Origin of the sequence: Oceanobacter antarcticus, from assembly GCF_044962685.1 — a bacterium.
In the GTDB taxonomy this organism is placed as follows: domain Bacteria; phylum Pseudomonadota; class Gammaproteobacteria; order Pseudomonadales; family Oceanobacteraceae; genus Oceanobacter; species Oceanobacter antarcticus.
In genome coordinates this window covers 41,637-65,360 of the sequence record NZ_JBBKTX010000009.1, presented here as the reverse complement: position 1 = coordinate 65,360, position 23,724 = coordinate 41,637, and the positions used below count along the sequence as shown (strand labels likewise).

General features: G+C 51.8%; 26 protein-coding genes. 12 read left to right on the top strand and 14 right to left on the bottom strand.

What is annotated here, in order from left to right:
• Positions 1-34: 34 nt before the first annotated feature.
• Positions 35-1,090, top strand: coding sequence for a DNA-binding protein (locus WG929_RS08865; RefSeq protein WP_416205757.1), 1,056 nt, complete (start codon positions 35-37; stop codon positions 1,088-1,090).
• A gap of 339 nt (positions 1,091-1,429) precedes the next feature.
• On the top strand, positions 1,430-2,674 hold the full coding sequence (locus WG929_RS08860) for a tyrosine-type recombinase/integrase (protein WP_369857990.1): 1,245 nt from the start codon (positions 1,430-1,432) through the stop codon (positions 2,672-2,674).
• 12 nt (positions 2,675-2,686) lie between these two features.
• Here the strand turns inward: WG929_RS08860 and phbB are convergent, their stop codons facing one another.
• Positions 2,687-3,433 (bottom strand): acetoacetyl-CoA reductase, encoded by a 747-nt coding sequence (phbB, locus tag WG929_RS08855; RefSeq protein ID WP_416205756.1) that lies wholly within the window; start codon positions 3,431-3,433, stop codon positions 2,687-2,689.
• Between the two features lie 221 nt (positions 3,434-3,654).
• Here phbB and thiI point away from each other — a divergent pair, with 221 nt between their 5' ends.
• Complete coding sequence (thiI, locus tag WG929_RS08850) at positions 3,655-5,133, top strand: tRNA uracil 4-sulfurtransferase ThiI (protein ID WP_369857988.1); 1,479 nt, start codon at positions 3,655-3,657, stop codon at positions 5,131-5,133.
• A 106-nt stretch (positions 5,134-5,239) separates the two neighbouring features.
• On the opposite strand, the gene sthA is transcribed toward thiI, so the two are convergent.
• The 3 genes from sthA to WG929_RS08835 form a co-directional block, all read right to left on the bottom strand.
• Entirely contained in the window at positions 5,240-6,631 is a 1,392-nt protein-coding gene (gene sthA / locus WG929_RS08845) for a Si-specific NAD(P)(+) transhydrogenase (RefSeq protein WP_369857987.1), read from the bottom strand.
• A gap of 79 nt (positions 6,632-6,710) precedes the next feature.
• Positions 6,711-6,944: a (Na+)-NQR maturation NqrM gene (gene nqrM / locus WG929_RS08840; RefSeq protein WP_369857986.1), complete on the bottom strand. Its 234-nt coding sequence runs from the start codon at positions 6,942-6,944 to the stop codon at positions 6,711-6,713.
• Positions 6,945-6,954: 10 nt separating this feature from the next.
• Entirely contained in the window at positions 6,955-7,983 is a 1,029-nt protein-coding gene (locus WG929_RS08835; protein WP_369857985.1) for an FAD:protein FMN transferase, read from the bottom strand.
• 89 nt (positions 7,984-8,072) lie between these two features.
• Between WG929_RS08835 and WG929_RS08830 the strand changes: the two genes are divergently transcribed.
• Complete coding sequence (locus WG929_RS08830) at positions 8,073-9,167, top strand: endonuclease/exonuclease/phosphatase family protein (protein ID WP_416205755.1); 1,095 nt, start codon at positions 8,073-8,075, stop codon at positions 9,165-9,167.
• A 94-nt stretch (positions 9,168-9,261) separates the two neighbouring features.
• Positions 9,262-9,603: an ArsR/SmtB family transcription factor gene (locus WG929_RS08825; RefSeq protein WP_369857983.1), complete on the top strand. Its 342-nt coding sequence runs from the start codon at positions 9,262-9,264 to the stop codon at positions 9,601-9,603.
• Positions 9,604-9,686: 83 nt separating this feature from the next.
• Here WG929_RS08825 and WG929_RS08820 read toward each other — a convergent pair whose 3' ends face one another.
• Both WG929_RS08820 and WG929_RS08815 read right to left on the bottom strand, forming a co-directional pair.
• Positions 9,687-10,655, bottom strand: a complete 969-nt coding sequence (locus WG929_RS08820) for a DUF4062 domain-containing protein (RefSeq protein ID WP_369857982.1) — start codon at positions 10,653-10,655, stop codon at positions 9,687-9,689.
• A gap of 46 nt (positions 10,656-10,701) precedes the next feature.
• Positions 10,702-11,640, bottom strand: coding sequence for an AEC family transporter (locus WG929_RS08815; RefSeq protein ID WP_416205754.1), 939 nt, complete (start codon positions 11,638-11,640; stop codon positions 10,702-10,704).
• Positions 11,641-11,780: 140 nt separating this feature from the next.
• Here WG929_RS08815 and WG929_RS08810 point away from each other — a divergent pair, with 140 nt between their 5' ends.
• The 6 genes from WG929_RS08810 (at position 11,781) to WG929_RS08785 (ending at position 17,271) form a co-directional block, all read left to right on the top strand.
• Positions 11,781-12,131, top strand: coding sequence for a hypothetical protein (locus WG929_RS08810; protein WP_416205753.1), 351 nt, complete (start codon positions 11,781-11,783; stop codon positions 12,129-12,131).
• The gene (locus WG929_RS08805) at positions 12,131-13,243 is read left to right on the top strand and encodes a class I SAM-dependent methyltransferase (protein ID WP_416205752.1); all 1,113 of its coding nucleotides are present in this window, start codon (positions 12,131-12,133) and stop codon (positions 13,241-13,243) included. Before WG929_RS08810 ends, WG929_RS08805 begins: the two co-directional genes overlap by 1 nt.
• 36 nt (positions 13,244-13,279) lie before the next feature.
• Positions 13,280-13,801 carry a hypothetical protein gene (locus WG929_RS08800; RefSeq protein WP_369857978.1) on the top strand — a complete coding sequence of 174 codons (522 nt, stop codon included), beginning with the start codon at positions 13,280-13,282 and terminating at the stop codon, positions 13,799-13,801.
• Positions 13,802-13,923: 122 nt separating this feature from the next.
• A complete protein-coding gene (gene trhP / locus WG929_RS08795) occupies positions 13,924-15,291 on the top strand; it encodes a prephenate-dependent tRNA uridine(34) hydroxylase TrhP (RefSeq protein ID WP_369857977.1) in 1,368 nt (455 codons plus the stop codon).
• Between the two features lie 47 nt (positions 15,292-15,338).
• Positions 15,339-16,643: an ABC transporter substrate-binding protein gene (locus tag WG929_RS08790; protein ID WP_369857976.1), complete on the top strand. Its 1,305-nt coding sequence runs from the start codon at positions 15,339-15,341 to the stop codon at positions 16,641-16,643.
• Positions 16,636-17,271 (top strand): RluA family pseudouridine synthase, encoded by a 636-nt coding sequence (locus tag WG929_RS08785; protein ID WP_369857975.1) that lies wholly within the window; start codon positions 16,636-16,638, stop codon positions 17,269-17,271. The genes WG929_RS08790 and WG929_RS08785 overlap by 8 nt, the downstream gene beginning before the upstream one ends.
• Positions 17,272-17,278: 7 nt before the next feature.
• Here the strand turns inward: WG929_RS08785 and WG929_RS08780 are convergent, their stop codons facing one another.
• The 7 genes from WG929_RS08780 to WG929_RS08750 form a co-directional block, all read right to left on the bottom strand.
• Positions 17,279-17,992 (bottom strand): lipoprotein intramolecular transacylase Lit, encoded by a 714-nt coding sequence (locus tag WG929_RS08780; protein WP_369857974.1) that lies wholly within the window; start codon positions 17,990-17,992, stop codon positions 17,279-17,281.
• Positions 17,989-18,822 carry an alpha/beta fold hydrolase gene (locus WG929_RS08775; RefSeq protein WP_416205751.1) on the bottom strand — a complete coding sequence of 278 codons (834 nt, stop codon included), beginning with the start codon at positions 18,820-18,822 and terminating at the stop codon, positions 17,989-17,991. The genes WG929_RS08780 and WG929_RS08775 overlap by 4 nt, the downstream gene beginning before the upstream one ends.
• Positions 18,823-18,900: 78 nt before the next feature.
• Positions 18,901-19,365: a phosphohistidine phosphatase SixA gene (gene sixA, locus WG929_RS08770; RefSeq protein WP_416205750.1), complete on the bottom strand. Its 465-nt coding sequence runs from the start codon at positions 19,363-19,365 to the stop codon at positions 18,901-18,903.
• Between the two features lie 53 nt (positions 19,366-19,418).
• The gene (locus WG929_RS08765; RefSeq protein WP_369857971.1) at positions 19,419-19,742 is read right to left on the bottom strand and encodes a DUF4389 domain-containing protein; all 324 of its coding nucleotides are present in this window, start codon (positions 19,740-19,742) and stop codon (positions 19,419-19,421) included.
• Between the two features lie 14 nt (positions 19,743-19,756).
• Positions 19,757-20,782, bottom strand: a complete 1,026-nt coding sequence (locus WG929_RS08760; RefSeq protein WP_416205749.1) for an NAD(P)H-dependent glycerol-3-phosphate dehydrogenase — start codon at positions 20,780-20,782, stop codon at positions 19,757-19,759.
• 18 nt (positions 20,783-20,800) lie between these two features.
• Positions 20,801-21,292: an STAS domain-containing protein gene (locus WG929_RS08755; protein WP_416205748.1), complete on the bottom strand. Its 492-nt coding sequence runs from the start codon at positions 21,290-21,292 to the stop codon at positions 20,801-20,803.
• Positions 21,289-22,467, bottom strand: a complete 1,179-nt coding sequence (locus WG929_RS08750) for a SpoIIE family protein phosphatase (protein WP_416205747.1) — start codon at positions 22,465-22,467, stop codon at positions 21,289-21,291. Before WG929_RS08750 ends, WG929_RS08755 begins: the two co-directional genes overlap by 4 nt.
• Before the next feature lie 252 nt (positions 22,468-22,719).
• On the opposite strand from WG929_RS08750, the gene WG929_RS08745 reads away from it, so the two are divergent.
• Positions 22,720-23,022: a PilZ domain-containing protein gene (locus WG929_RS08745; protein ID WP_416205746.1), complete on the top strand. Its 303-nt coding sequence runs from the start codon at positions 22,720-22,722 to the stop codon at positions 23,020-23,022.
• A gap of 99 nt (positions 23,023-23,121) precedes the next feature.
• Here the strand turns inward: WG929_RS08745 and nfuA are convergent, their stop codons facing one another.
• Positions 23,122-23,712, bottom strand: a complete 591-nt coding sequence (gene nfuA, locus WG929_RS08740) for a Fe-S biogenesis protein NfuA (RefSeq protein WP_416205745.1) — start codon at positions 23,710-23,712, stop codon at positions 23,122-23,124.
• Positions 23,713-23,724: the final 12 nt, after the last annotated feature.

Here is a 23,724-nt window from a genome sequence, read left to right as displayed (position 1 = left end):
AATACATTACTAAATAATCTGAGAGGAACCTGCCATGGCCCGCGCCGGAGTCACGTACCACGATATCGCCAAAGCCGCTGAAGCCGTTAAAACGCAAGGCCAGGAGCCCACGGTAGATCGGGTACGGGAGCATCTGGGCACCGGCAGCAAAAGCACCATCGCACCACTGCTCAAGCGTTGGCGGTCGGACAACGGGGAAGCAGCCGCTGTCAGTGGACTGCCGAACGACCTCGTCGAAGTGATAAAGTCCCTGCATGAGCGGGTACAGCAGATGGCGGATCATCGTATCGAACAAGCCCGCCGGGAATTTGAGGCATTAAATGAAGAACTCCGCAATGAGTTGACCCAAGCCAACAATGCCATCGCGCAACTTACTGCCCGACAACAGGACCTAGAGAACCAGGCAGAACGGCTGAGCAAAGAAAAAAGCGAGCAAAGTCAGTCCCTGGAAGACGTGCGTGTCAGCCTGGCAAATGCCGAGTCCCAACGGGACGAAGCTCTTACGCGAGCCAACGACTTGAAGGAGAGTGTCAGTGAACTCAAGCAAGAAAACCGGGATATCCGAGATCATTTCGAACATTACCAGCAGCGCACTGCCGAAGATCGCCAGCAGGAGCGCGAACAGTTCCACTTGGTAAGCCGCGGCCTGAAAGACCAGATTCAAGACCTGCAACTGCGACTATCACAGGCTGATTCAAAAGCGTCCGAGCTGGTTGACGCCAATGAGTGGTTACAACGACACACCCATGAACTCGAACAAGCCAATGCGATACAAAAAGGCACTCTGGATAGACAAGTGGCCGATATCCAGAAATTAGAGCATCAACTTAACGACGCCTCGGCAAAAAGCCGGGAGCAGCAGCATAAAAGCGAACAATTGGTGGATAATATTGCCGCACTCACCAGCCAGAAAGCAGACGTCGATAAGCAAGTGGCCGTACTATCTCAAGCGTTCGAGACCACTAAAGCCGATCTGATAGCCTCTCAGAATAGAGTGGAAGTTCTGTCCGATGAGTACAAGTTGATTCTTCAGGAAAAAGCGGTGATTCAGGGGCAGTTTAAGCAGCTTCAGGAGTCACTATCGCGATAAGGGCATTAGTCAGACTTTTGTCTAAAAAGCTTTATTAATCAATATGTTATATGCGAAGTGGCTAATTCCAACGCTTTTACCGGCCGGACCTCAATGTAGATTTTGAGCTGATCAAGCAACAGGGTGGCTGGAAAAGCGATGCAACGGTGCGCGGTTACATTGAGCACGGTGAACAGTTTAATAATAATGCTGCCCGCTCGTTAATGGTTCGACTGGCAGACATCATGGCTAACAAGTAACGACTACTCGGGTCTCGGGTAACAAGTCGCCTCGCCTGAGACGCTGATAGTTGCTATAACGGTTATTATATTTCCGATAATTTCAGGGTACTGGCATTTCATGTCTACTGTTTCGTCCCCAATCCCCTTCATCGACAATCTGAATTATCTCAGTAGCCCGCTGACTGACGCTCGGCAGGTTATGTTGCGCCAGCCAGAGCTAAGAGAGATTGAAGGCTGTTTTGATGATCTGGTGCATTCGTTTGAATTCCTGGTCAGCTTTAATGGCTCAACAGCCACCTTTAATAGCTACCGCCGTGAAATTGAGCGCTTGCTGCAATGGACGTTCATGGTACGCCAATGTTCTCTCGGCGAGCTAAGACGGGCAGATATAGAAGATTACATCGGCTTCTGTCAGTCTCCCCCTCCTGGCTGGATCGGCACCAGTCAGGCGGCACGTTTTGGCAACAGTCAGGAAGGACGTATGCCTAATGACAAATGGCGTCCCTTTGTGATTCAGCCAGACAAGTCTTCGTTGTCAGGAGAGCGCCCGGATGTATTTGCGTTATCACAAAAAAGCCTCCAGTCGCTGTTTGCTGTGCTGTCCAGTTACTTCAATTACCTGATTCAGGAAGATTATCTCCAAACCAATCCGGTTGCCCTGATACGACAAAAAAGCAAATACCTTCAACGCCACGCCTACGCTGAACCCATTCGACGAATCTCCAATTTACAATGGGACTACATTCGGGAAACCGTTGATTTGCTGGCACGAGAAAACCCGAAAGAGCACGAGCGCTCGCTATTTATCATGCTTTGCCTGTTTGGTATGTACCTGAGAATTTCAGAACTGGTTGCGGATGAACGCTCCTCGCCGATGATGGGAGACTTTCAGTGCGATCCGGATGGCAACTGGTGGTTGCGGGTTGTCGGTAAGGGCAACAAGGCCCGCATGGTTACTGTATCGGACGATATGCTGGATGCGCTGATTCGTTACAGAAAGCATCTTGGCTTGAGCCGCCTTCCACTTCCGGGCGAGCAGACACCTCTGGTGCCAAAACTGAAGGGGCGCGGCGCGGTCACCAGTACACGACAAATTCGCTATCTGGTGCAATTCTGCTTTGATACGGCGTTTGCGCGAATGAAGCAGGAGGGACTGGAAGATGAAGCGCAGGAGTTGCGGGTCGCCACGGTTCACTGGCTCAGGCACACCGGCATCTCAGAAGATGTTCGAACCCGTCCGAAAGAGCATGTCAAGGAAGATGCGGGGCACGCCAGTATGGCAACGACGGATCGTTACATTAATACGCAAATGCGCGAGCGCCATGCCAGCGCCCGCAATAAAAAGCTGAAGCCCGAGTATTAACCCGGGCCGGTATCAGGACATATGCTGCCCGCCATTGGCGGAGATATTGCTACCGGTTACAAAACCGGAGTTATCGCCAGCAAGGAAGCTGATTACATTTGCAATTTCTTCAGGCTTGCCGAAACGACCCACAGGAATGCCTTTCAGGATCTGATTACGGACTTCTTCAGGCACGTCCATAATCATACTGGTAGCAATATAGCCAGGCGATACGGTATTCACGGTAATGCCCTTGGCAGCAACCTCTTGGGCCACCGCCTTGGTAAAGCCATGCATACCCGCTTTTGCGGCTGAGTAGTTGGCCTGGCCAAACTGCCCCTTCTCTGCATTAACAGAAGAAATATTAATGATACGACCCCACTTTTTCTCCAGCATATCGTTGATTACCAGACGCGTCATATAAAAGACAGACGTCAGGTTGGTGGCAATCACATCGTGCCACATATCTGGAGTCATTTTCTTCAGGGTTGTATCACGTGTGATACCACCATTATTAATCAGGATATCGACGGTTCCAAAGTCCTTGCGAATATTGTCGATACAGGCTTCACATGATTCCCAGCTGGTAATATTGCCAAAGCCAAGAGCGATGTCATAACCCTCGCTGCTTAGTTTTGCTTGCCACGCCTGCGCTTTCTCGTGCTTGCCTCCTGCATAGTAGCCCGCCACAACCTGATAGCCATCATCGTGCAATTGCTTACAGATGGCAGTACCGATGCCGCCGGTTCCACCGGTGACTAATGCAACACGTTTTGACATTCATCCACTCCTTTTGCTTTGCGGTTCACTAGAATTCCTAGCTTCGTACCAACTTATGACAACCCGGTGACCAGACTATGGCATATCGGGGCAACTGTCCCCTCGCAGTCATGCCAAATATTGACTCTGGCTCGTTTGGCTACACCTTACACCAGTTAGGATGAATGACGCATTGAGCTGGGTTATACTCCCTGCCCTTTTTCTGCCAGTCATCGCCTTTCATGAAGTTTGTCGTCAAGTTCTTCCCGGAAATCACCATCAAATCCAAGTCAGTGCGTAAGCAGATGACAAAAATCCTTCGTGCCAATTTACGCACTTTGACGCGCAAACGAGGCATTTCCGCCGACGTCCAGGATCGCTGGGACAGTTTGGTGATTGAGGTAAATCTATTAGACAACGAAGACGTTGTTACGGTTCATCGCCGTATGGTGCAAATCCTTTCTCACACACCGGGCATTGGTTATGCGCTTGAAATTGACGAACACCCGTTCGAATCATTGGATCAAGCCTACCAGTTGGTGCGCGAAGCCAATCGCGAGCAACTCGAAGGCAAGACGTTTTGCGTCAGGATCAAAAGGGCTGGCAATCACGACTTTACCTCCCATGATGCGGAAGTCTATATGGGCGGTGGATTGCTGAAAGAAACCGGCGCCACGGGTGTATCGCTGAAAAACCCGGATGTGGTGGTTCATGCTGAGTTGCGTAATGACAAGGTTCAGGTCGTCAAGCAGCGCATACCAGGATTGGGTGGTTTTCCACTGGGTAGTCAGGGAGATATTTTGTCACTGATTTCTGGAGGGTTTGACTCCACGGTGGCCAGCTACCTGTTAACCCGGCGCGGTTTGAAAACACATTTTTGTTTTTTTAATCTTGGTGGTAGTGCCCATGAAATTGGCGTCAAACAAGTCGCCCACTATCTTTGGTCCTGCTATGGCGAAAGCCATCGGGTGAAGTTTGTTACCATTCCATTTGAAGCAGTTGTTACTGAAATTCTTGCCAAGGTCGACAATGGCCATATGGGTGTTGTACTCAAGCGCATGATGATGCGCGCAGCGTCACGGGTGGCCGACAATCTGAAACTGCCCGCCCTGGCAACTGGAGAGGCTGTTGCCCAGGTTGCCAGCCAGACCATTTCCAATCTGGCGATTATTGATCGGGCTGCCGAGCATATGGTGTTGCGCCCTCTGGCAGCGATGGATAAACAGGATATTATTGCTATTGCTCGCCGCATTGGTACAGAAACGTTTGCCGCCAACATGCCGGAGTACTGCGGCGTCATATCCGTCAATCCACTCACCCACGGTGAACGCAGCAAAACCGAAGCCGCCGAACAAGCCTTTGATTTTGCGGTATTGGAAGACGCCTTGCAGCGCTCCACCTATCAACGTATCGATAACGTTCTGGAAGAGATCGGTAGCGGACTGGAAGATGTCATGTTGCTAACCACGCCGGCGCTGACGGATGAAATCATCGATATCCGCCACCCAGCTGAAGCCGCTGATGCGCCACTGGAACTTGCCAACAATCCAGTCAGACTCATTCCCTTTTATGAGCTGGAAAGCCGCTTGGCGGATCTCGACACCAGTGGCAAGCAACGTTATCTGTTGTACTGTCAAAAAGGCACCATGAGCAAGATCCACGCGCATCACCTGAACCAGCAACATCAGGGACTGTTTGGTGTTTTTGCCGAAGGCAGCTGAGCGTCCCGAACCCTGGAGTCAGCAGTAAGCAGACAAAAAAACACCGCTCAGTAAGCGGTGTTTTTTTGGTAACGCTACGAACTCACGACCGATCTGCTAACCCAAATTACAGCCGGTTCAAGCCGTTTAATGCCGCCACGCGATACGCTTCTGCCATGGTCGGATAGTTAAATGTATTATTAACGAAGTAGCTCATGGTATTACCTTCGCCCTTCTGGTTCATGATTGCCTGACCAATATGAATAATCTCTGCCGCCTGGTCACCAAAGCAGTGAATACCAAGAATTTCCAGCGTCTGACGATGAAATAACAATTTCAGCATGCCGACACCCTCTCCCGTAATTTGTGCACGGGCGATATTCTTGAAAAATGCCTGACCTACTTCATAGGGTATCTTCTCTTCCGTCAGTTGACGCTCGGTTTTGCCAACCGAGCTGATCTCGGGAATGGTGTAAATGCCATTAGGAACCGAATCAACGTAATGAAAATCTGACGGACAGGCAATAACCGACCCGGCTGCACGGCCCTGGTCATAGGCTGCAGATGCCAGTGCCGGCCAGCCGATCACATCACCAATGGCGTAGACATTCTGTACCGCCGTGCGATATTCCTTGTCGACATCGATTTGGCCACGGGAGTTTGTTTCCAGGCCGAGATTTTCCAATCCCAAGTCTTTGGTATTACCACTGCGACCGGCTGCCCACAAGAAGGCATCTGCCTTGACTTTTTTACCGGACACCATGGTCATGGTGACATAACGATCGTTGCCTTCAACCGAGTCAAATTGCTCGTTGTGTCGAATCAGCGCACCCTTGTCACGCAGGTGATAGCTCAGGGCATCCGAGATTTCATCATCAAGGAAATTCAGTAATCGATCCCCAGGGTGGATCAGGTCAACCTTGACCCCCAGGCCAGAAAATATTGATGCGTATTCACAGCCAATAACACCGGCACCATAAATAATAATAGTGCGGGGAGTATGGCCCAGTTTGAGAATGGTGTCGGAGTCATAAATACGTGGGTGATTAAAATCAATACTGCTTGGACGCCATGGACTGGAGCCTGTTGCAATAACAATATGCTCCGCATGCAGACGGGTATTACTCATATTGCCTTGGTAAACGTCCACCGTATTGGCATCAGCAAACTTGGCTTTGCCGGTGTATACATTAATCCGGTTACGCCCATAAAATCCGGTTCGCAGCTTGACCTGTTTACCAATGACCTTTTCGGCACTTTTTAGTACCTGGGGAAACGAAAACCAGCGAGGTTCGCCAATTTCACGAAACATATTATTGGTATTGAACTGAATAATCTGTTTAACAGCGTGACGCAGTGCCTTGGAGGGAATTGTCCCCCAATGAGTACAATTACCGCCGACCATGTTCTTGTCTTCAATGACGGCCACCTTCTTGCCGTGCTTGGCAGCGTACATGGCTGCCCCTTCTCCCGCAGGACCGGCGCCAATAATGACTACATCATAACGGTAATCTGCCATCTAACAGTGCTCCCATCTTCCAGTTATTATTCAATTCCCAGCCCGGCCATAGTCTAGTGGAAATGACCCGACCGCGTTGTTAGCGTTTGGTCGCGTCGTAAAACTCGGCACTGGCCGACCGGGCCGCAGCAGCCTTGCTTTCTTTTTCGCATTTCTGCTTGTCACCACCGCAGACATCACAGGCGGACTCCATGCCAATCGCTGCCATGCCACCGCAGGAACCTGATATTGGTTTACGACCAAACAAAACACCAACGGCCATTGCCGCAACAATCATCAGCATGACCGCAAAGGCCACAATTATCATAGTCATAGGATTATCCTCATTGCTCGCTTCCATGAATAAGACCGGGGAAGCGATGTAAAAATTCGTCGGAGGCCAGTTCGGTAAAACCATTCTCAGTACGCACAATAGCGTAGGCGGTCAGCTTGTAACGATTGGCGAGTAAAATCGCCTGCTCCGGCCCAGCGACGTTAAGCGCCGTTGCCCAGGCATCCGCAAGGGCACAACTCGGATTCAGCACGGTGACGGAGGCCAGCTGATGAGTGATGGGATAGCCAGTATGCGGGTCGATCGTGTGGGAGTAGCGCACACCCTGCTCTTCAAAATAATTGCGATAGTCACCGGAAGTTGCCAGCGCAGAATCGCCTGGCTCCAGCACCAGCTGTACCTGTCGATCCATGGCATCCAGCACCGGTCGCTCAACAGCCACCCGCCAACCATTGCCATCGGACTTGGTGCCACGGGAGCGCAGTTCGCCACCAATTTCAACGAGATAAGAAATAATGCCCTGCTGCTCGAGCAGATAGCCAATCTGGTCAACGGCCCAACCCTTGGCAATGGCCGACAAATCGATATACAGCGGCTTGTCAGTTGAAAGTACACGATCATCAAGATGGATAGCGCTGGAGCCTATGCCAGAGAGTAATGCGTCGACTTCTTCCTTGGACAACTTTTGATCCCGATGTTTTCCTGGACCAAATCCCCAAGCATTCACCAAGGGGCCAACCGTAACATCAAAACGTCCTTCACTCTGAATGTACACTTCCAATGCCTGGGCCAGTACATCAGCCAATGCTGCGGAGACGACTTCAGCATTCAGTGCCTGGTTACGCCGATTCAACCGCGATAACTCCGATTCTGGATCGTAGGTGGACATGATTCGGTTGATGTCCAGCAGGCGTTGATCAACCAGCTGCTGAATGTTTTCAGCTCCTTCACTCTGGCCGATCCAGCTGATGTGGTATTGGGTTCCCATCGTCGGACCAGCGATCTTGACGACCGAATCTGACTGACTGCAACCCGTTATGGTGAAAATCACCAAGAGAACGATGAATAAATGCTTTAACATGGCAACCCCTGAAATGGCGGCGCCAGTATACAGCGAGTTAGCCCCGGATGCCCACCGCCCGCCAGTATTCTGACATGGAGTCCTGATCGATGAAAAAGATGATCTATACGGCGGTGCTTTTTTCTGTTGGTACCCTGCTGCTGTTCGTCGCTTGGATTTATTTCAGCACCTATCATCCCGCCGAACTGGAAAGTGCCAAACTCTCCTGCCCGACCGCGACGCCCAGCTATACCATCTCGGACGGGCCATTATCTGTCATGAGTTACAATGTGCAGTTTTTTGCTGGCAAGCACTATGTTTTCTATTTTGATTTGCCGGATAACCGCGGGCCGGATGATCGGCCAACGTCTCAGGATATCGCTACAACCACGACCGGGATTGCTGCGTTATTACAGCGAGAAGCGCCGGACATTGTTTTTCTCCAGGAAGTCCACCACAACGCGGCGGCAACTGACCATGCCGATCAGCTGGCAGAGCTGCTCAAGCAGCTTCCTGACGACATGTACCCCTGCATTGCCAGCACCTACTACTGGAAAGCCGATTATATTCCACACCCGAGGATCAAGGGCAGCGTCGGCATGAAACTGATTACCCTCTCACGTTACAAGATCAGCGACGCTTTGCGTTATCGCCTGCCACAACCCCCTATGGATCTCGTGTCGGCACAGTTCTATCTCAAACGTGCGATTCTGGGCGTCAGCTTGCCGACTATCGATGGTCCCGAATGGCGACTGTTCAATACGCACTTTGATGCATTCGCCCAGGGCAGCGACACCATGAAAAGGCAGGTTGAAGTGGCAGCCAGCCTGATGCAGGAACAGGATCTGAGCGGATCACCATTTATATTGGGTGGCGACCTGAATCTGTTAATGCCGGGACAACTGGCGCAATTACAACCCAGTCAGCATTATCTCTACCAGGAAGCCACTGAGCTACAACAACTGCTTCGATGGCCATCTGTACCCGGTCAAGACAATATCCGCGATGCCGCCGCAGACTGGTTTACGCACTACCCGAACGACCCAGAAGTGACCGGGCCAGATCGAACCCTGGATTATTTGTTTTATAGTCAACGGTTATCTGTCGAATATGCGAGTGTCATTCAGTCGCTGGAGGTGCAGCAACTGTCAGATCACCTTCCGGTGAAAGCAGATTTCGTCATCACTAATAACAAAAAAGAATAACGACTACAGAAAAAGTTCCAGCAAATATATCTTCATGACTATATTTGAATTTTCAGACATGCCGTACACTCTCCACCAAGAAGGAGAATAATCCATGCAAGAAAATCTGTCTGAAGAAATGCTGGAACTGATCGCGCAGAGGTTTCGTTTGCTGTCTGATCCAATGCGCCTGAGAATTTTGCACCAGCTGCAACCGGGAGAAAAATCGGTTGGCCAACTGGTCGAAGCAACGGGCGCATCCCAGCCCAATGTCTCCAAGCATCTGTCTACACTGAGAACTCATGGCCTGGTGCGCCGCCGCCAGGAAGGCAACATGGCTTACTTCAGCATTGGCGCGCCATTTATCTTTGAGTTATGTGACTCAGTCTGTGACAGCATGAGAGAGGAGTGGGAGCAGCGGCAGTCGTTACTGGGGAGTTCTGGCAGCAGCCGTTAAGTTGCCGCCAATCCGCCAAGAGCCACTATCGCAATCAAGCCGGATGTTGCCACACCGACGGGTAACAGCCGGCATTACTCCTATCAGACCGTACGCACCTGTGCCAGATCACTATTGGCAATCCAGTAGTGGCGCCCGGCTTTTTCTGTATGCGCTGCCAGCCCAAGGCGCTCCCAGGTTTCCATAATCGAACGAAACTGGGATTTACTGACCCGGATATCATCCACTGCATGGGCATTGGGGCGACGACCAAGGAGCTGCTTTCGTACAGTGTCGGCGATAAAAGTTTCCAGGCACCCCCTCAGTCGATCCTCGCTTATATTACCGGCAAAGGAACTGTGCAGGGCCCGATACAGCTGATCCAGCCGGGCTGGCAGTATCATCTCCTCGCGAGAAAGATTACCGCCCTGGTACACTTTGGCGGAAACCATCAGGTTGACGGGTTTGCGGCTCATTTCAAGACGCTCTCGAACCGTCAGTGAGCCACCACCAAGATCAACCACGGCTGCGTCACCGGTCATGGCCGCATCCTGGCTACCGGTGACTGGCTCCTGCTTTTCCATCTTTTCGGTCCAGCGCACCCAACCAAAATCCAGTCGCGGCTCGATATTGTTGATAGCGGTTCTGGCATAGGACAATAACTCATCGCGTAAATGCCACAACTTGTAACTGACTTGCTGCGTCACCAACTGATAGAACCCTTTCAGCCGCCCTTGTTCTGGCGTCAGGGAGCCACCAACAGGAAGGTTTTTCAGAAATGCCAGTACCGGCTTGCCGATGGTTCTGGCATGGACAAATTCCCGGTGCAGATAACTGATCCCTGTCGGCGCCATGGGGCCGTACTCATCACCAACCAGCAGAATAAACAAATCTGCCAATTCGATTTGCTGGCGAGCCAGATCCCAATCGTAGCCATCACCATCCTCGCGACAGGAAAAACTGACGTTTGTCATGTTCAACCGGGCTAGCAAGCGTTCAATTTCATAACGCTCTAACTCAAGCCCTCGTTGATTGGATGCCAAATAAACCAACTGGCGTTTCCCATCTGGCATTTACACCACCGATCCCAAAATTGTCAAAAACAGCCTAAGATTGTCACTATAGCAGTGACATAATACGTAAAACATAGAAAATTCCACCCATCGTCAGCATTGAACCCAAAGTACTGACCGCAATGGCATTCGCAGTCAGCACATGGTTCGCCCCCATCGCTCGAGCCATGACAAAAGCAGCCGCGGCTGTCGGGCTGGCCATCATCAAGGCAACGACCCCAAGTTCAACACCGCGAATTCCCACCGTAATGGCTGACAACACGATCAGTACCGGCAAGATAACAAGCTTCAACAGGGATATTTGCAGCGCCGTTGAGTTGGCCGCCCTGAGAGCTCGGAAGTCCAGCGTACCGCCAACACTGATCAACGCCAGGGGTAATGTCATCTGCCCCAGACTACTGGCAGCACTGTGCAGTGGCTTGGGTAACTGCCATCCAAACAGACTGAAGGGCAATGCGAGCACAATGGCGATGATCAGCGGGTTTTTTGCAATCAGCAAGAGCTGGCCAGACCAATTTACACCTTGTCCTCTAGCCAGCACCATGACCGACAAGAGATTGTACATAGGGACACCAATGGCAAGTACCAGAGCACCGATCTGCGTGCCCTGGTCACCAAACGCGTACACCACCATAGAGATGCCGATAATACCCAGATTACCCCGAAACGAGGCTTGCACAAACGCGCTGATATCGGCCTCATCCACACCGGCTATCCGCGCCCATATGCCACTGAAGATGCAGCTGAATAAAATAGCCAGGGCGACAAAAATCACCAGGCCAAGATGAACACCGGAATCAAAATGTACTTTTGATATTGCCAGAAACACCAGTACGGGGAGAGTCAGTGTAAAAACCAGTCGGGAACTGACCGTAACAAAATGATCATCGATAAGACGACGCTGGCGCAAGATAACACCCAGAACCACAAGAAGAAATACGGGGAGTACTATTTCTCCTGTAAAAACAAGGGATTGCCAATACATTTGAATGTGGTTTCCTGTATATAAAGTCAAGGTTAAGTCAATCAGCCGGACACAATAACGCGCCAGTACCAGATGTAAATACAGTCCCGCTTTGTTATCATTCCGCGCTTGTTCACTTACCCTTGTTGATGTAGCCAATCATGACCCGCCTGAAAAAAAACCGATCACTCAAACGCATCCACAAGGTAAAGACCGGCAACGCTGCCAAATTAAAGCGTGAGGCTGGCAATGATCGCCAAACCGGCAAACGCGTCAAAAATCGCGTCCCCTCTGTTTTTGAGAAATTTCTGGCCGAAAACCCGGAAGCCAAAGCCGCATTAAACAAAGAGCAAGCAGAAAAAACAGCTGACAACCAAAAAAATCTCGTCAGCAACAAACCTGCTGCAGAAATTGTGGAGCCAGCGGTTGCGGCCCGACAGCCCAAGCCTGACTTGCCAGAACGCTCGTTGCTCGATCAGCTGGAAGACAAAGATTTCAAAGATATTTACTGATGAGCTGGTGGCCGGCCACGTCACTGGAACTTGAGTGTTTTCCTGCCGTACCCGAGCAGATCGCGCGCCCCTGGGACAGCGCTGACGAATACCTGATGGATCACCTTGATTGCGACACGCCCACCTTGCTGTTTAATGATCGTTATGGCGCACTGGCTTGTGCGCTGCAGCAACCTGTTTGCTGGCTTGATAGCGCCTGCGCACACCAGTCCAGTATTAATAACCGTCAACGCAACGGTCTCGACCAAACAGACGCTCGCTGGATCAATACCCCCCAACAACTGCAAGACAGCGATATTAGCCAAGTCATTATCCGGCTACCCAAAAACTTTGAACAGCTGCGTTACTGGCTGCAACTCTGTCGGGAACACCTTGACAGCCAGACCACTATTTATCTGGCGGGCATGGCCAAGCACATTCCCGTTCGCTGGTTGAACTGGCTGGAACAGCATTGCGCCCACTACCAGCAACTGCCTATCAAACGTAAAGCCAGACTGGTGCAGGTTCGCCACCCCGCCAACGATCCGGGCTTACGCTTGTGGCAGGAATATCAGGTTGGCCCGCTAAACATCCAATCCCTTCCAGGTGTGTTTTCCCGAGCCAGCCTGGATCCCGGCGCTGAGTTTCTGCTGCACACTCTGTCCAGCCCAGACACAATAACGCAAGCACAACTACCTGACGTTACCGGGAGGCTGTGTGATCTTGGCTGCGGCAACGGCATTCTTGGCTTATGGCTCAAGCAACGCCACCCGGAACTTCAGGTTATCCAGACCGATGACTACCTTCCTGCCGTTGAGTCGGCACAACAGAATGCGCTGAATGCAAACGTGGATATTGCGTGTCGTCACGGTCACAGCCTGAGTGCAGTCAGTGAGCCGCTGGACTGGGTCGTATGCAATCCACCTTTTCATGACGGCCATAAACAACTAAACAATATTGCCAGCGACATGTTCAACGACTCCGCCCGCCAACTGAAACCGCATGGCAATTTGCTGGTGGTTGCCAATCGCCACCTGCACTACCCACCCCTGCTCAAACGCCTGTTTGCACGGGTTCAACGGATTAACTCCGATCAGCGCTTCGTTATATTCTGGTGCCAGTCGCCCAGATAATGACCCCCTGACACCCATTACAGGACCTTCTTCCCTATGACACCTGAACATGCCGCCAGCCGCAGCGCCTATTGCCTGCTGTTAGCCCGCATCAATTTACCGCATATACAAATGTGGCAAGATGACCAACAGCTTGATGTTAGCCCCTACACCAAGCTGCTCAATAAGCAAACCGCCTTTCTCAAGGGTGAGCTGACCTCCCGCGCCAACCTGGAACGTTTTTTTGCCCAGTTCAGTGAATGGCGCTCAGAGCTGACAGAGTCCGACACCCTGGGCTGGCAAATCGTCGATCTGTGTAACGCCGCCTTGTATGCCTCTACCGAGTGCATTTTTGATGACGCCTGTGATGATATCGAACTACTCAACCAGTACGTCACCGATATTTATGCGCAAATGACCGAACTGGGTGCAGAAACCGCCGAACTGAAACACTACTTTGCCTCGATACAAAAAGAATTCCAGAGCCAGTTCAGCAGTTTGCGACACATTCCTGTGAGCAAGGATTTTTTTGTCTGGATGGCTGAAATGGACGTCAGTCTGTTCGGAGTCGCTGAATAGACGGAACCCGGGCTGGATCAATATAACGAAGTGAAACGACGCTAAACTGGTGCGTTTATTCAAGGGTGCATCTAAAGACGCACCCTCAATTCACTATCCAACCCGTACCCAGAACCAACACCATGATCCCTGAACTGCTCTCCCCCGCCGGCACCATCAAAAACATGGAATACGCATTTGCTTATGGTGCCGACGCGGTTTATGCCGGCCAGCCGCGCTACAGCTTGCGAGTGCGCAACAACGACTTTACCCTGGAGAAACTGAACCAGGGCATTTCTCAAGCCCATCAATTGGGCAAGAAGTTCTATGTAGCCAGTAATATCGCGCCCCATAACAGTAAGGTCGATACCTACATGGGGGATATTGCACCGGTGATTGCCATGCAACCCGACGCCCTGATTATGTCTGATCCCGGCCTGATCATGCTGGTCAAGGATCGCTGGCCAGATACCGTTATCCACCTGTCCGTGCAAGCCAATGTCGTCAACTATGCCGCCGTAGAGTTCTGGCGACGTCAGGGTGTGAGCCGGATTATTCTCTCCCGCGAGTTGTCGTTGCACGAGATCGCCGATATTCGCCAGCGCAGCCCGGAAATGGAAATCGAAGTCTTTGTTCACGGCGCCTTGTGTATTGCTTACTCAGGCCGCTGCTTGCTGTCCGGCTACATGAACCACCGTGACCCCAACCAGGGTAGCTGCACCAATGCCTGCCGCTGGAAATACGATGCTCATGAAGCCAGGGAAACTGACGCTGGCGACGTCATTCCTGCTGGAGCGCAAGAATTCGACCCGTCCGGGCCAGTATTCCGCCCGGATAAAACACCGACCCTCGGCATGGGCAGCAGCACCGACAAAATCTTCCTGTTACAGGAAGCGGGTCGCAGCAACGAATACATGCCAGCGTTCGAAGATGAACACGGCACCTACATCATGAACTCGCGTGACCTTCGTGCCATCCAGCATATTGACCAACTGGTCAAACTAGGCGTTCACTCGCTTAAAATCGAAGGCCGAACCAAATCTCACTACTATGTTGCCCGCACTGCTCAAGCTTACCGAAAAGCCATTGATGACGCGGCCAACGGACGAGATTTTGACAAAAACCTGATGAATACCTTGGAGAACATGTCTAATCGTGGCTATACCGAAGGCTTTTTTCGCCGCCACGTTCACGACGAATATCAAAATTACGAACGTGGTACATCGACCAGCACCGGCCAGCAATTTGTCGGTGAAAGCATGGGAATGACCGACGGTCGCTTGCGTATTGATGTGCGTAACCGCTTTGAAGTGGGCGACAGGCTGGAATTGATGACCCCAACGGGCAATATTTCGTTTATTCTCGAGCACATCCAGGATCGTCAGGGCAAATCTCGTCACGATGCACCAGGATCCGGTTTTATTGTTGATATCAATATCCCGGCAAATAGTGTGATCTCAAATGCGGAAAAGGTCATGCTGGTGCGAAACTTGCCCGATATTTGCTTGTAAGCCAGACTGTCCCTTTCAATTTACAGGATTAACCCACAGGATTTGCCATGCCGTTTCGTCGCTATCTGATCCAACTTGTCCTGCTGGCTTCACTGCCCTTCTTTGGCGTTAGCGCAGGTGCTGCTACCGAAACCGCACCGGATGAGCTGGTCAAATCAGCTGTCAGCCTGGTCACCAGCCACTTGACCAATGACAGGGCTCTGATCGAGACACATCCCGGCTATCTGGATCAACTGCTGTCGACCAGCATCCTGCCCTTGATTGACACCCGGCAAATGGGGAAAAAAGTGCTTGGCAAGTACTGGCGCAGAGCTTCTTCCGAGCAGCAAAGCCTGTTTCTGGAAGCGTTTCGCCGCAAACTGCTGAAAACCTATGCCGGTGCCTTCCGGGCTTATGATGACCAACCGGTTCACTTCCTGGACACCCGATATAACGGCCACAACAAGGCGCTGGTTCCCAGCCTTATTGAATTGAATGGCAAGCCGCCGTTGACCGTTGACTATCGCCTTTACCACAGCGCTCAGTGGCGTGTCGATGATGTCACCATCGCCGGTATGAGCCTGGTAAAAAGCTTTCGCGATCAGGTTCAGGCAATGATCCAGGAAAACGGCTTCAGTCAGGCCATGGTCAAACTGAGCAAGGAATATCCAGATGACCGGCCTGTGGTACGACTCGGATCCGATAGCTGGGCACCGTACGCCGGCAAGCAATTACTTGGTGACGGGATTGCAACCGAACTGGTGACAACGGCACTTTCCCGTCTTGGCTATCGCGTTGAAGTTGAATTCATGCCCTGGATGCGCGTACTGGAATCCACCAACAGTGGCGAAATCCAGGGTGTATTATCGACCTGGCCAGGTCAGCAAGATGATAAATGGCTGCTGTCCGATGCCTACCTTCATGGTCAGTTGCGCTTTATCAAATCCAAGAGCAGTGACTTTGAGTATCAGGGCAAAAATCATCTGAAAATCACCACACCAGCATTGCGCCTGGGCATCTACTCAGAAATAAATTATGGCCCCTGGCTGGACAACATAGATCGTTACTTCGCGGTTGAACCACGGGATTACTGCTCCCAGCTATTCCGTGACGTTGCCAACAACAATCTTGATCTGGCTCTGGTTGACGAATGGGTAGCCAGCACCGAACTGGCCAGCAATCCGACCATTGCCGAACATCTGGTGCTCGCCCCCGGCGACATTGCCAGAACCAGCATTCATCTGGCGATCAATCGCCAACTCAGCAACGCTTCCGCCCTCATTACTGGCTTCAATCACATGTTGCAACAGATGAAACAGGACGGGAGTTATCAGCAGATACTGGAAAAACACCAATACCCCTACCATGATTAAACAACGTATTCTTTATCAAGACAGCGAAATCGTCATTCTTAATAAACCGGGCGGGTTACTCAGCGTGCCCGGCTTGTATGACAAAGACTCGGCTTTTGGCCGTCTGCAAGCGTTGCTCGGTGAGTTGCATATTGTGCATCGCCTTGACCGCGACACCTCTGGCATTATTGTTTACGCCCGCAACAAACCGGCTCTGACCTGTATCCAGCAGCAGTTTGAAAAGCAGACCACTCGCAAGGTATATGAGGCGCTGGTAAGCGGGGAACCAAAAGGTAGCGGCGGGTGTATCAATCTGCCGATCATTGTCGACTGGCCCAACCGGCCATTACAGAAAATCAGCCATACGGACGGACGCTATGCCCTGACCCGCTGGCACAAGCTGGATGTTGACACTGACACGGAAGGCCGACGTACTACCCGGATTGAGATGTACCCCAAGACCGGCCGCTCCCATCAATTACGCCTGCACATGCAGCAAATTGGCCACCCGATCATCGGCGATCCCTTTTACAGCGCCAATTATTCGGAACAGACAACACCCACCATGCAGCTGCATGCCCGAGAATTGTCCTTTCGCCACCCCACTACCGATGAGCGCATGGATATTGTGTCGCCACCACCGTTCTGATTCGGCGTTATTGGCTACCCTGGCGCCGCTGCCAACCGGTCAGCAACAGCAGGTAAAACCCAAACAGAATGACGCCGCCCATGACAATGACAAGGGCAATGCCACCAAACAGATCCGGCGCTTTCATCAAGGTTGCCATCAACGAGTCCTGATAGTAAAAAAACCAGGCATGATCAGCTGGGAAAATCATTTCATGCAGGTGATAGAACACCTGCTTCGGCCCAATCAGGATAATCGACAACACCGACAGACTCATCAGCCCGCCCAGCAACGCCCCCTGAATTCGCCAGCGGGGTTTATGTCGCCGTAACAACAAGGTTCCGCCAACCACGACCACGGCAAAAAAAACGCTGACCAGCCGCAAGACATCGATTAAATTGGCAACATCCTGCAAATGAACCACCTCCGGTTGTCTCAACAGCGGGCGAGTGCTGCCACGATACTCAAACGTTATTTCTTTTAGCCCCTCACCCTGATGATGAACTGCTTCACTGATGGCATTAAACAGTCGGACATGTTCCGCCTTGTCGAGGCTGTCCAACCCACGAATAAAACGATTTTGCGGGCCATACCGATCGATATGCTCGCCAATATCATAAATATCGTACCAGCGTTCAAAGCCGTAATGAGCTGCCGCCAAACCAAACCACGATAATGCCAGCGACAGCAGCAACGCCGCGATTAGCACGACAAACCAGCCAAGCTGGTGTACGTTTTTCATCCTGCGCGCTCCCAGAAAGCAAGTAACGATTTGGCCAACAATGCCGATTTTTCCGGTTCCAGATGCAGATGATGATGCCCCTCAACATCAAGGCGCTCTGCCATCGGCATCAATCCGAGTCGACGACAAAAAACAGCTTCGGGAACGATGCCCTCATGGGCACGAACCACTAACGTGGGCAAAGTCATTGCTCGCAGAAATTCCTCCACCATGGGCTCCGTCAGACGAAAAGCCGAAGGACGACGCAAAGCCGGATCGGTACGCCAGAACCAGCGTTGGTTACGCGGCTCCAGGTTACGCAGAATAACGGGCGCAATAACTTCCGCACCAACAAACGGCGTAGCCTTTATCCGTGCCGCAATGGCTTGTTCCGGATTGAGGTAACCCGCAAAACCAGCGCGAACCGATGTCTCCACATGACGCCGAAAGGTGTCGACAGCTTGTTCGTTGGTTTGGGTGACAGGGCCAATACCATCCAATAAAACGGTGCTGGCAAAACGTTCAGGGAAAGCCCCGGCCGCCAACACCAGCGCCGCAGCCCCCATCGAATGCCCCAGCCAGTGAACCGGTTGAGAAAACTGTTCGGCGACCCAGGCAATGGCTTCCGCAGGCGCCCAGATGGGATAGCCGCCTGGTAGCCAGGCCGATAAACCATGACCCGGCAAATCAATCGCAATCAAATAAATACCCGGTAACTGGTCAGCCAAGGCCGCAAAGCTGGCGGCATTATCCAGCCAGCCATGAACAGCAATTACCGTTGGCTGACCGGGTTCACCCCACGCCAGCCCTTCGATAGAAGCACCTGGATAATCAAACTGTATCGCTTTCAAACTGGAACACCACTGGCAACATTGCAAGCGGCTATTATGACAACTGACTTGATTGAGTACAGCCCGGAGGGAGCAATATCAGAGCCCTTCCAGCACCGGGTACCAGACTGACTCTACGGACAAGCAACCAGGCCCGGCAATATCACCACTCAACACCCAGCATTCAGCCGGTGACCAGGGTTGATCAAATACCTGCCCTTCGACCAGATAGGCTGCCAAGCGTCCGACCAGCGGCAAATGGGACACCAGAATCACATCACCGTCCCGTTCAATCAGTTCATCCACTATCGGAATAACATCGGATGACGGTATCAGCGAAGCATGATTTTCCATATCTAATGGCATCGATTCCGAAATCAGCGCCGCCGTTTGCTGGGCCCGATAATAAGGACTGACCCATATCTGTGGATTCTGCCATTCCTGCTCCGCCAGCCAGCCTCCAGCGGCCTGAGCTTGATGTCGTCCCTTGTCGGTTAGACCCCGATGTTGATCATCAAGACTCCCGACGACGGCAGAACCGTGGCGAACTATACAGATTTTCACAAAATATCAGCCTTTTTGTTCAAGGCGCTTCTTTATTTTTGGATCATCATTGACTACTGATCGGGCGACGTTGGAACGTTTTCTTCCGCAGTCGCAGTCAGTGTTGAAGGCCACTCCCGGAAGGGAAATGGCTTTTCGTCACTGCAGCCGGTCAGGTAATGCACCACCTGCTGGTAGTAAATTCCCAGCGCCTGGCAGAAACCACCCAACTCCTTGTGCGGATGGCCGGTCAGTAATCGTGACACCCATTGCACCAGTGTTGACAGTAACAAGACCAGGTCGAGGAGTCTTATGACAACAATAAAGATAACGGTATAAATTGTTCGAAGCCAAAAAGCATCTGAGGTGACATTGGTTTTGAAATTCGCGTCTGACATTGAACCCGCTCCTGTTAGATTTCGTGCTTGGGTAAGGCAAATTCTACATCTGACGCATGCTCACCGGTCATCAGCCCTCGAGCGACCATTCCGGGATCGGCGCCATGAAACAAACATTCGTAAGCACCCATCACCAGAGGCATATAGATACCTGAATCTTCTGCCTTGGCCCTGACATAGCGCAAGGTATTCACACCTTCAGCCACTTCACCCAACTCTTCGATCGCCTGATCAAGGGTTTTGCCCTGGCCGATGGCATAACCGACACGAAAGTTGCGGCTCAGGGGGGACATGCAGGTCACCACCAGATCCCCCACGCCCGACAGGCCAAGAAATGTCAGCGGGTTGGCTCCCATGGCATCGGCAAAGCGACTCATTTCTGCCAGCGAGCGGGTAATAATCATACTCTTGGTATTTTCCCCCATGCCCAGTGCCGCCACAAAGCCGGAAACAATCGCGTATATGTTTTTTAACGCCCCACCCAGTTCAACGCCATAGACATCATTGGAGGCGTAAACACGAAAGTAATCACAACTTAAAGCTTCTTGAATATCACGACGCAAGTCACTGTTTTCACTGGCAATGACGGTTCCTGCCAGCTCCTTGCGAGCAATTTCCTTGGCGAGATTGGGGCCGCTGAGTACACCCACCGGGTTGTCAGGAAACACCTCGCGAATGACCTGGCTCATCAATAAAAAGCCGTCTGGTTCAATTCCCTTGGTGGTACTGACCAGCGCTTGTTGCGGGCTGATCAGATGAGCAAATCCGGAAATAACGTCTCTGACGGACTTGCTGGGTACGGAAACAAAAATCACATCGGCACCAACGACGGCTTCTTCAATAGCCGTTGTTGCCTTGAGTGACGGATTGAGGGCGATACCGGGCAAATATTGTTCATTGACGTGCTGTTGATTGATGCTGTCCGCAATATCCTGATTTCGTAACCACTGAATGGCCTGAATATTATTATCTGCAAGAATATTGGCCGTGACCGTGCCAAAACTGCCTCCACCTATGATGGCTGCTGTACGGATGCCCACAAAAAATCTCCTGATGGGTTATTGGGTTCGACTGCATTCCAGAGTTTCAACCAGCTCACTGAAGGTATCGCGATTGCTGTCGTTAAGATCCATCAATACCTTGTGAGCTGAAATAATCTGCTCGCGAGCGGCCTCTTCATCTACCGTATCATCTACCCAGTCCCGAAACTCGGCTTCATTGGCAAATGGCTCTTCCAGAATATGAAAAACATGGTCGAAACCCATGCTCATAAGAATTCGCGTAATACTGGGATCCGGGGAAAACACCGTCGGGGTGATATCAAACCGGTCCCGACTTACGATGGATATTTTTGCCAGCTGGCCCAGCGTCGTGCTGTCGACGCCCTCAGCCGCTGACAAGTCGATCAACACATTGGCAAACATGCCATCGGAAAGCACCTGCCGAATGTATCGATCAAAGGCGGTACACAGATTGAGTCGCACATCCCCTATCAGGCGCACAATCTCGACGCCGTGATACTGGGCTACCTGGATCTGACCCGACGTCATAGTTCACCTCGACCAATAGAGACCATCGCAATATCGTCAGGAACTTCCAACGCTTGTTCTGTTTCCAGCTCCAGCACAGACGTCAGTCCGTCCAGATCGCCCTGCTGGCCTTTAACCATGTCCAGCAGGCTTGCTTCTTTCTCTGTCAGGCTGGCAGCGGGAATAATTTCCAACACACCATCCGAAAACAGTAGAAGCCGGAAGACCTCAGGAAGTTCCAGCCGCCTGGTTTTGTATTCTGCTTCACGGAACAAGCCCACCGGCATGCCTCGCCCTTCCAGATAATGACAACCTGAGGCATCCAGCAGCGCCGGCATCGGCAAATGGCCGCCGACACTGTATTCCAGAACCAACTCCCGCGTATCCAATATGCCGTAGAAAATGGTCAGATGCTTGTCCAGCCCGGTTGCCAGCATCTCGGAATTCATCCGCTCGAGCACCTGGGCCGGATGTAACAGATCATCACTGGAGCCTCGACGAAAGTTACGCCGCAGGCGATAAGTGAGATTTTTAAGCAGTACCGTGACAAATGCCGATGACGAACCATGGCCAGACACGTCGGCGATATAGAAAACCAGCCGATGTTCTCCCAGCTCAAAATAATCGAGAAAATCACCACTCAACATCAGTGAAGGAAAAATCCGATGGTCACACTGCAAACCGTTGTAGTTCAGGGGGTCGGGCAACATCCGCATCTGAATTTGACGACCGGCCATTTGATCGATTCTCAGCTCATCCAGACCACGCTTCAACTCAGTATTGGTTTTTTCCAGATATTCACGGTACGCGGTGTTTTCTGCCTCAAGATCGGCACGCTCCAGCGCCCGCCTGAGCGCATGATGCAGCACTTCCAGATCGAGTATGGGTTTCACCAGAAAGTCATCAGCCCCCAGTCGCAAGGCTCGCACCACATCGTCCATTACCCCGGCACCGGACACCACGATCACCGGTAGTTCGGGGCGGCATTTTTTTAGCTGCTCCAGCCACTCGATACCGCTGGTACCCGGCATTCGCAAATCACAAATCGCAATATCAATATGATGACGATCGAGTTCTTGCCAGGCAGCTGCAGCGGAAGGTGCAGTTACCACCTGGTAATCGTAGTCCACTAAAAACGTGGCGATACTCTCGAGCACCGAGGGGTCGTCATCAATGACCAGCACATTTGCGGCCATTCGCATCTCCTAACACCGGAAAGCATTCAGAATAAGAGGTACACCTCGACAAGCAGGCCCACTACCAGACACAAATATCCGTATCATTGGACCAACCCATCATTGCCCCTACGGGGCAGGCAACATGGGTGCGAACACTAACGCCAAGCGAATCGCCATGCAATCCCCACTTGCTCTGTAACCAGGGAATATTGAACTATACTGATTGGCATAGAAGAAGCCGCATACCGGCAAACAATCAAGGAGGCAGCCATGAGCTGGCGTAATCACTATTCCGAAAAACGCGATTTTATCCGGATGTCGGTTAACACCGAAGCCAGCCTGGTGATGGAAAGTCACACATTGTCTTTGACCTGTGTTGATTTGAGCACCACAGGTGCCCGCCTGATCTGTCATGCCGACAGCGGTCTGGAAGCTGGACAGCAGGGTGTGGTGACAATATCCAGCGGCGGCGGAACGACGCTCCCACTGGTTGCTGATGCCTCCGTCGTACGGGTCAGCCGAACAGAAAATGGCGGCGAGGATATTGCCATCACCCTAACAAACCTGCGATAGCATCAGTCAGCAGAAAAGCCGACAGCCGAAGCGCTGCCAAGCTGTCGGGGTCAGTGTCTGGAGAAGCCTGGCAGAACGCCAGCGTTTTTACTGACCACCCTATTTGAAGTAAGCCTGATCCGTTACGGTATGATCCGTCACATCGCGAACGCCCTGAACCTCAGGAATCTTGGCAATCAGACTGGCCTCGACGCCGTCTTTCAAGGTCATATCCACGGCACTGCAGCCCTGGCAACCACCGCCAAACTTGAGAATAGCCAAACCGTCTTCAGTGAATTCAACCAAGCTGACTTCGCCGCCATGAGACGACAGTCCCGGGTTGATTTCGGTGTAGAGCAAATAATTGATACGCTCTTCAACCGGGCTGTCTGCTGTCACTTTGGGCATTTTGGCATTGGGGGCCTTGATGGTCAGCTGCCCACCCATGCGATCTTTGGCAAAGTCGATAATCGACTCCTCCAGATACGGAATACTCATCCCCTCAACGTAAACCTTGAGTAGCTCCATCTGCTGCAACTTGTCATTCTCATTCACTTCTTCCGGGCGACAGTAAGCCAGACAGGTTTCAGCGTAACGGGTGCCGGGCTGAGTGATAAACACACGGACGGACATATCTGCTGCGGGCTGCTTGCTCAGCAAATCAGCCAGGTAAACTTCAGCATCCGGGGTAATCTTTACGTATTCGGTCATAAACGTATCCTC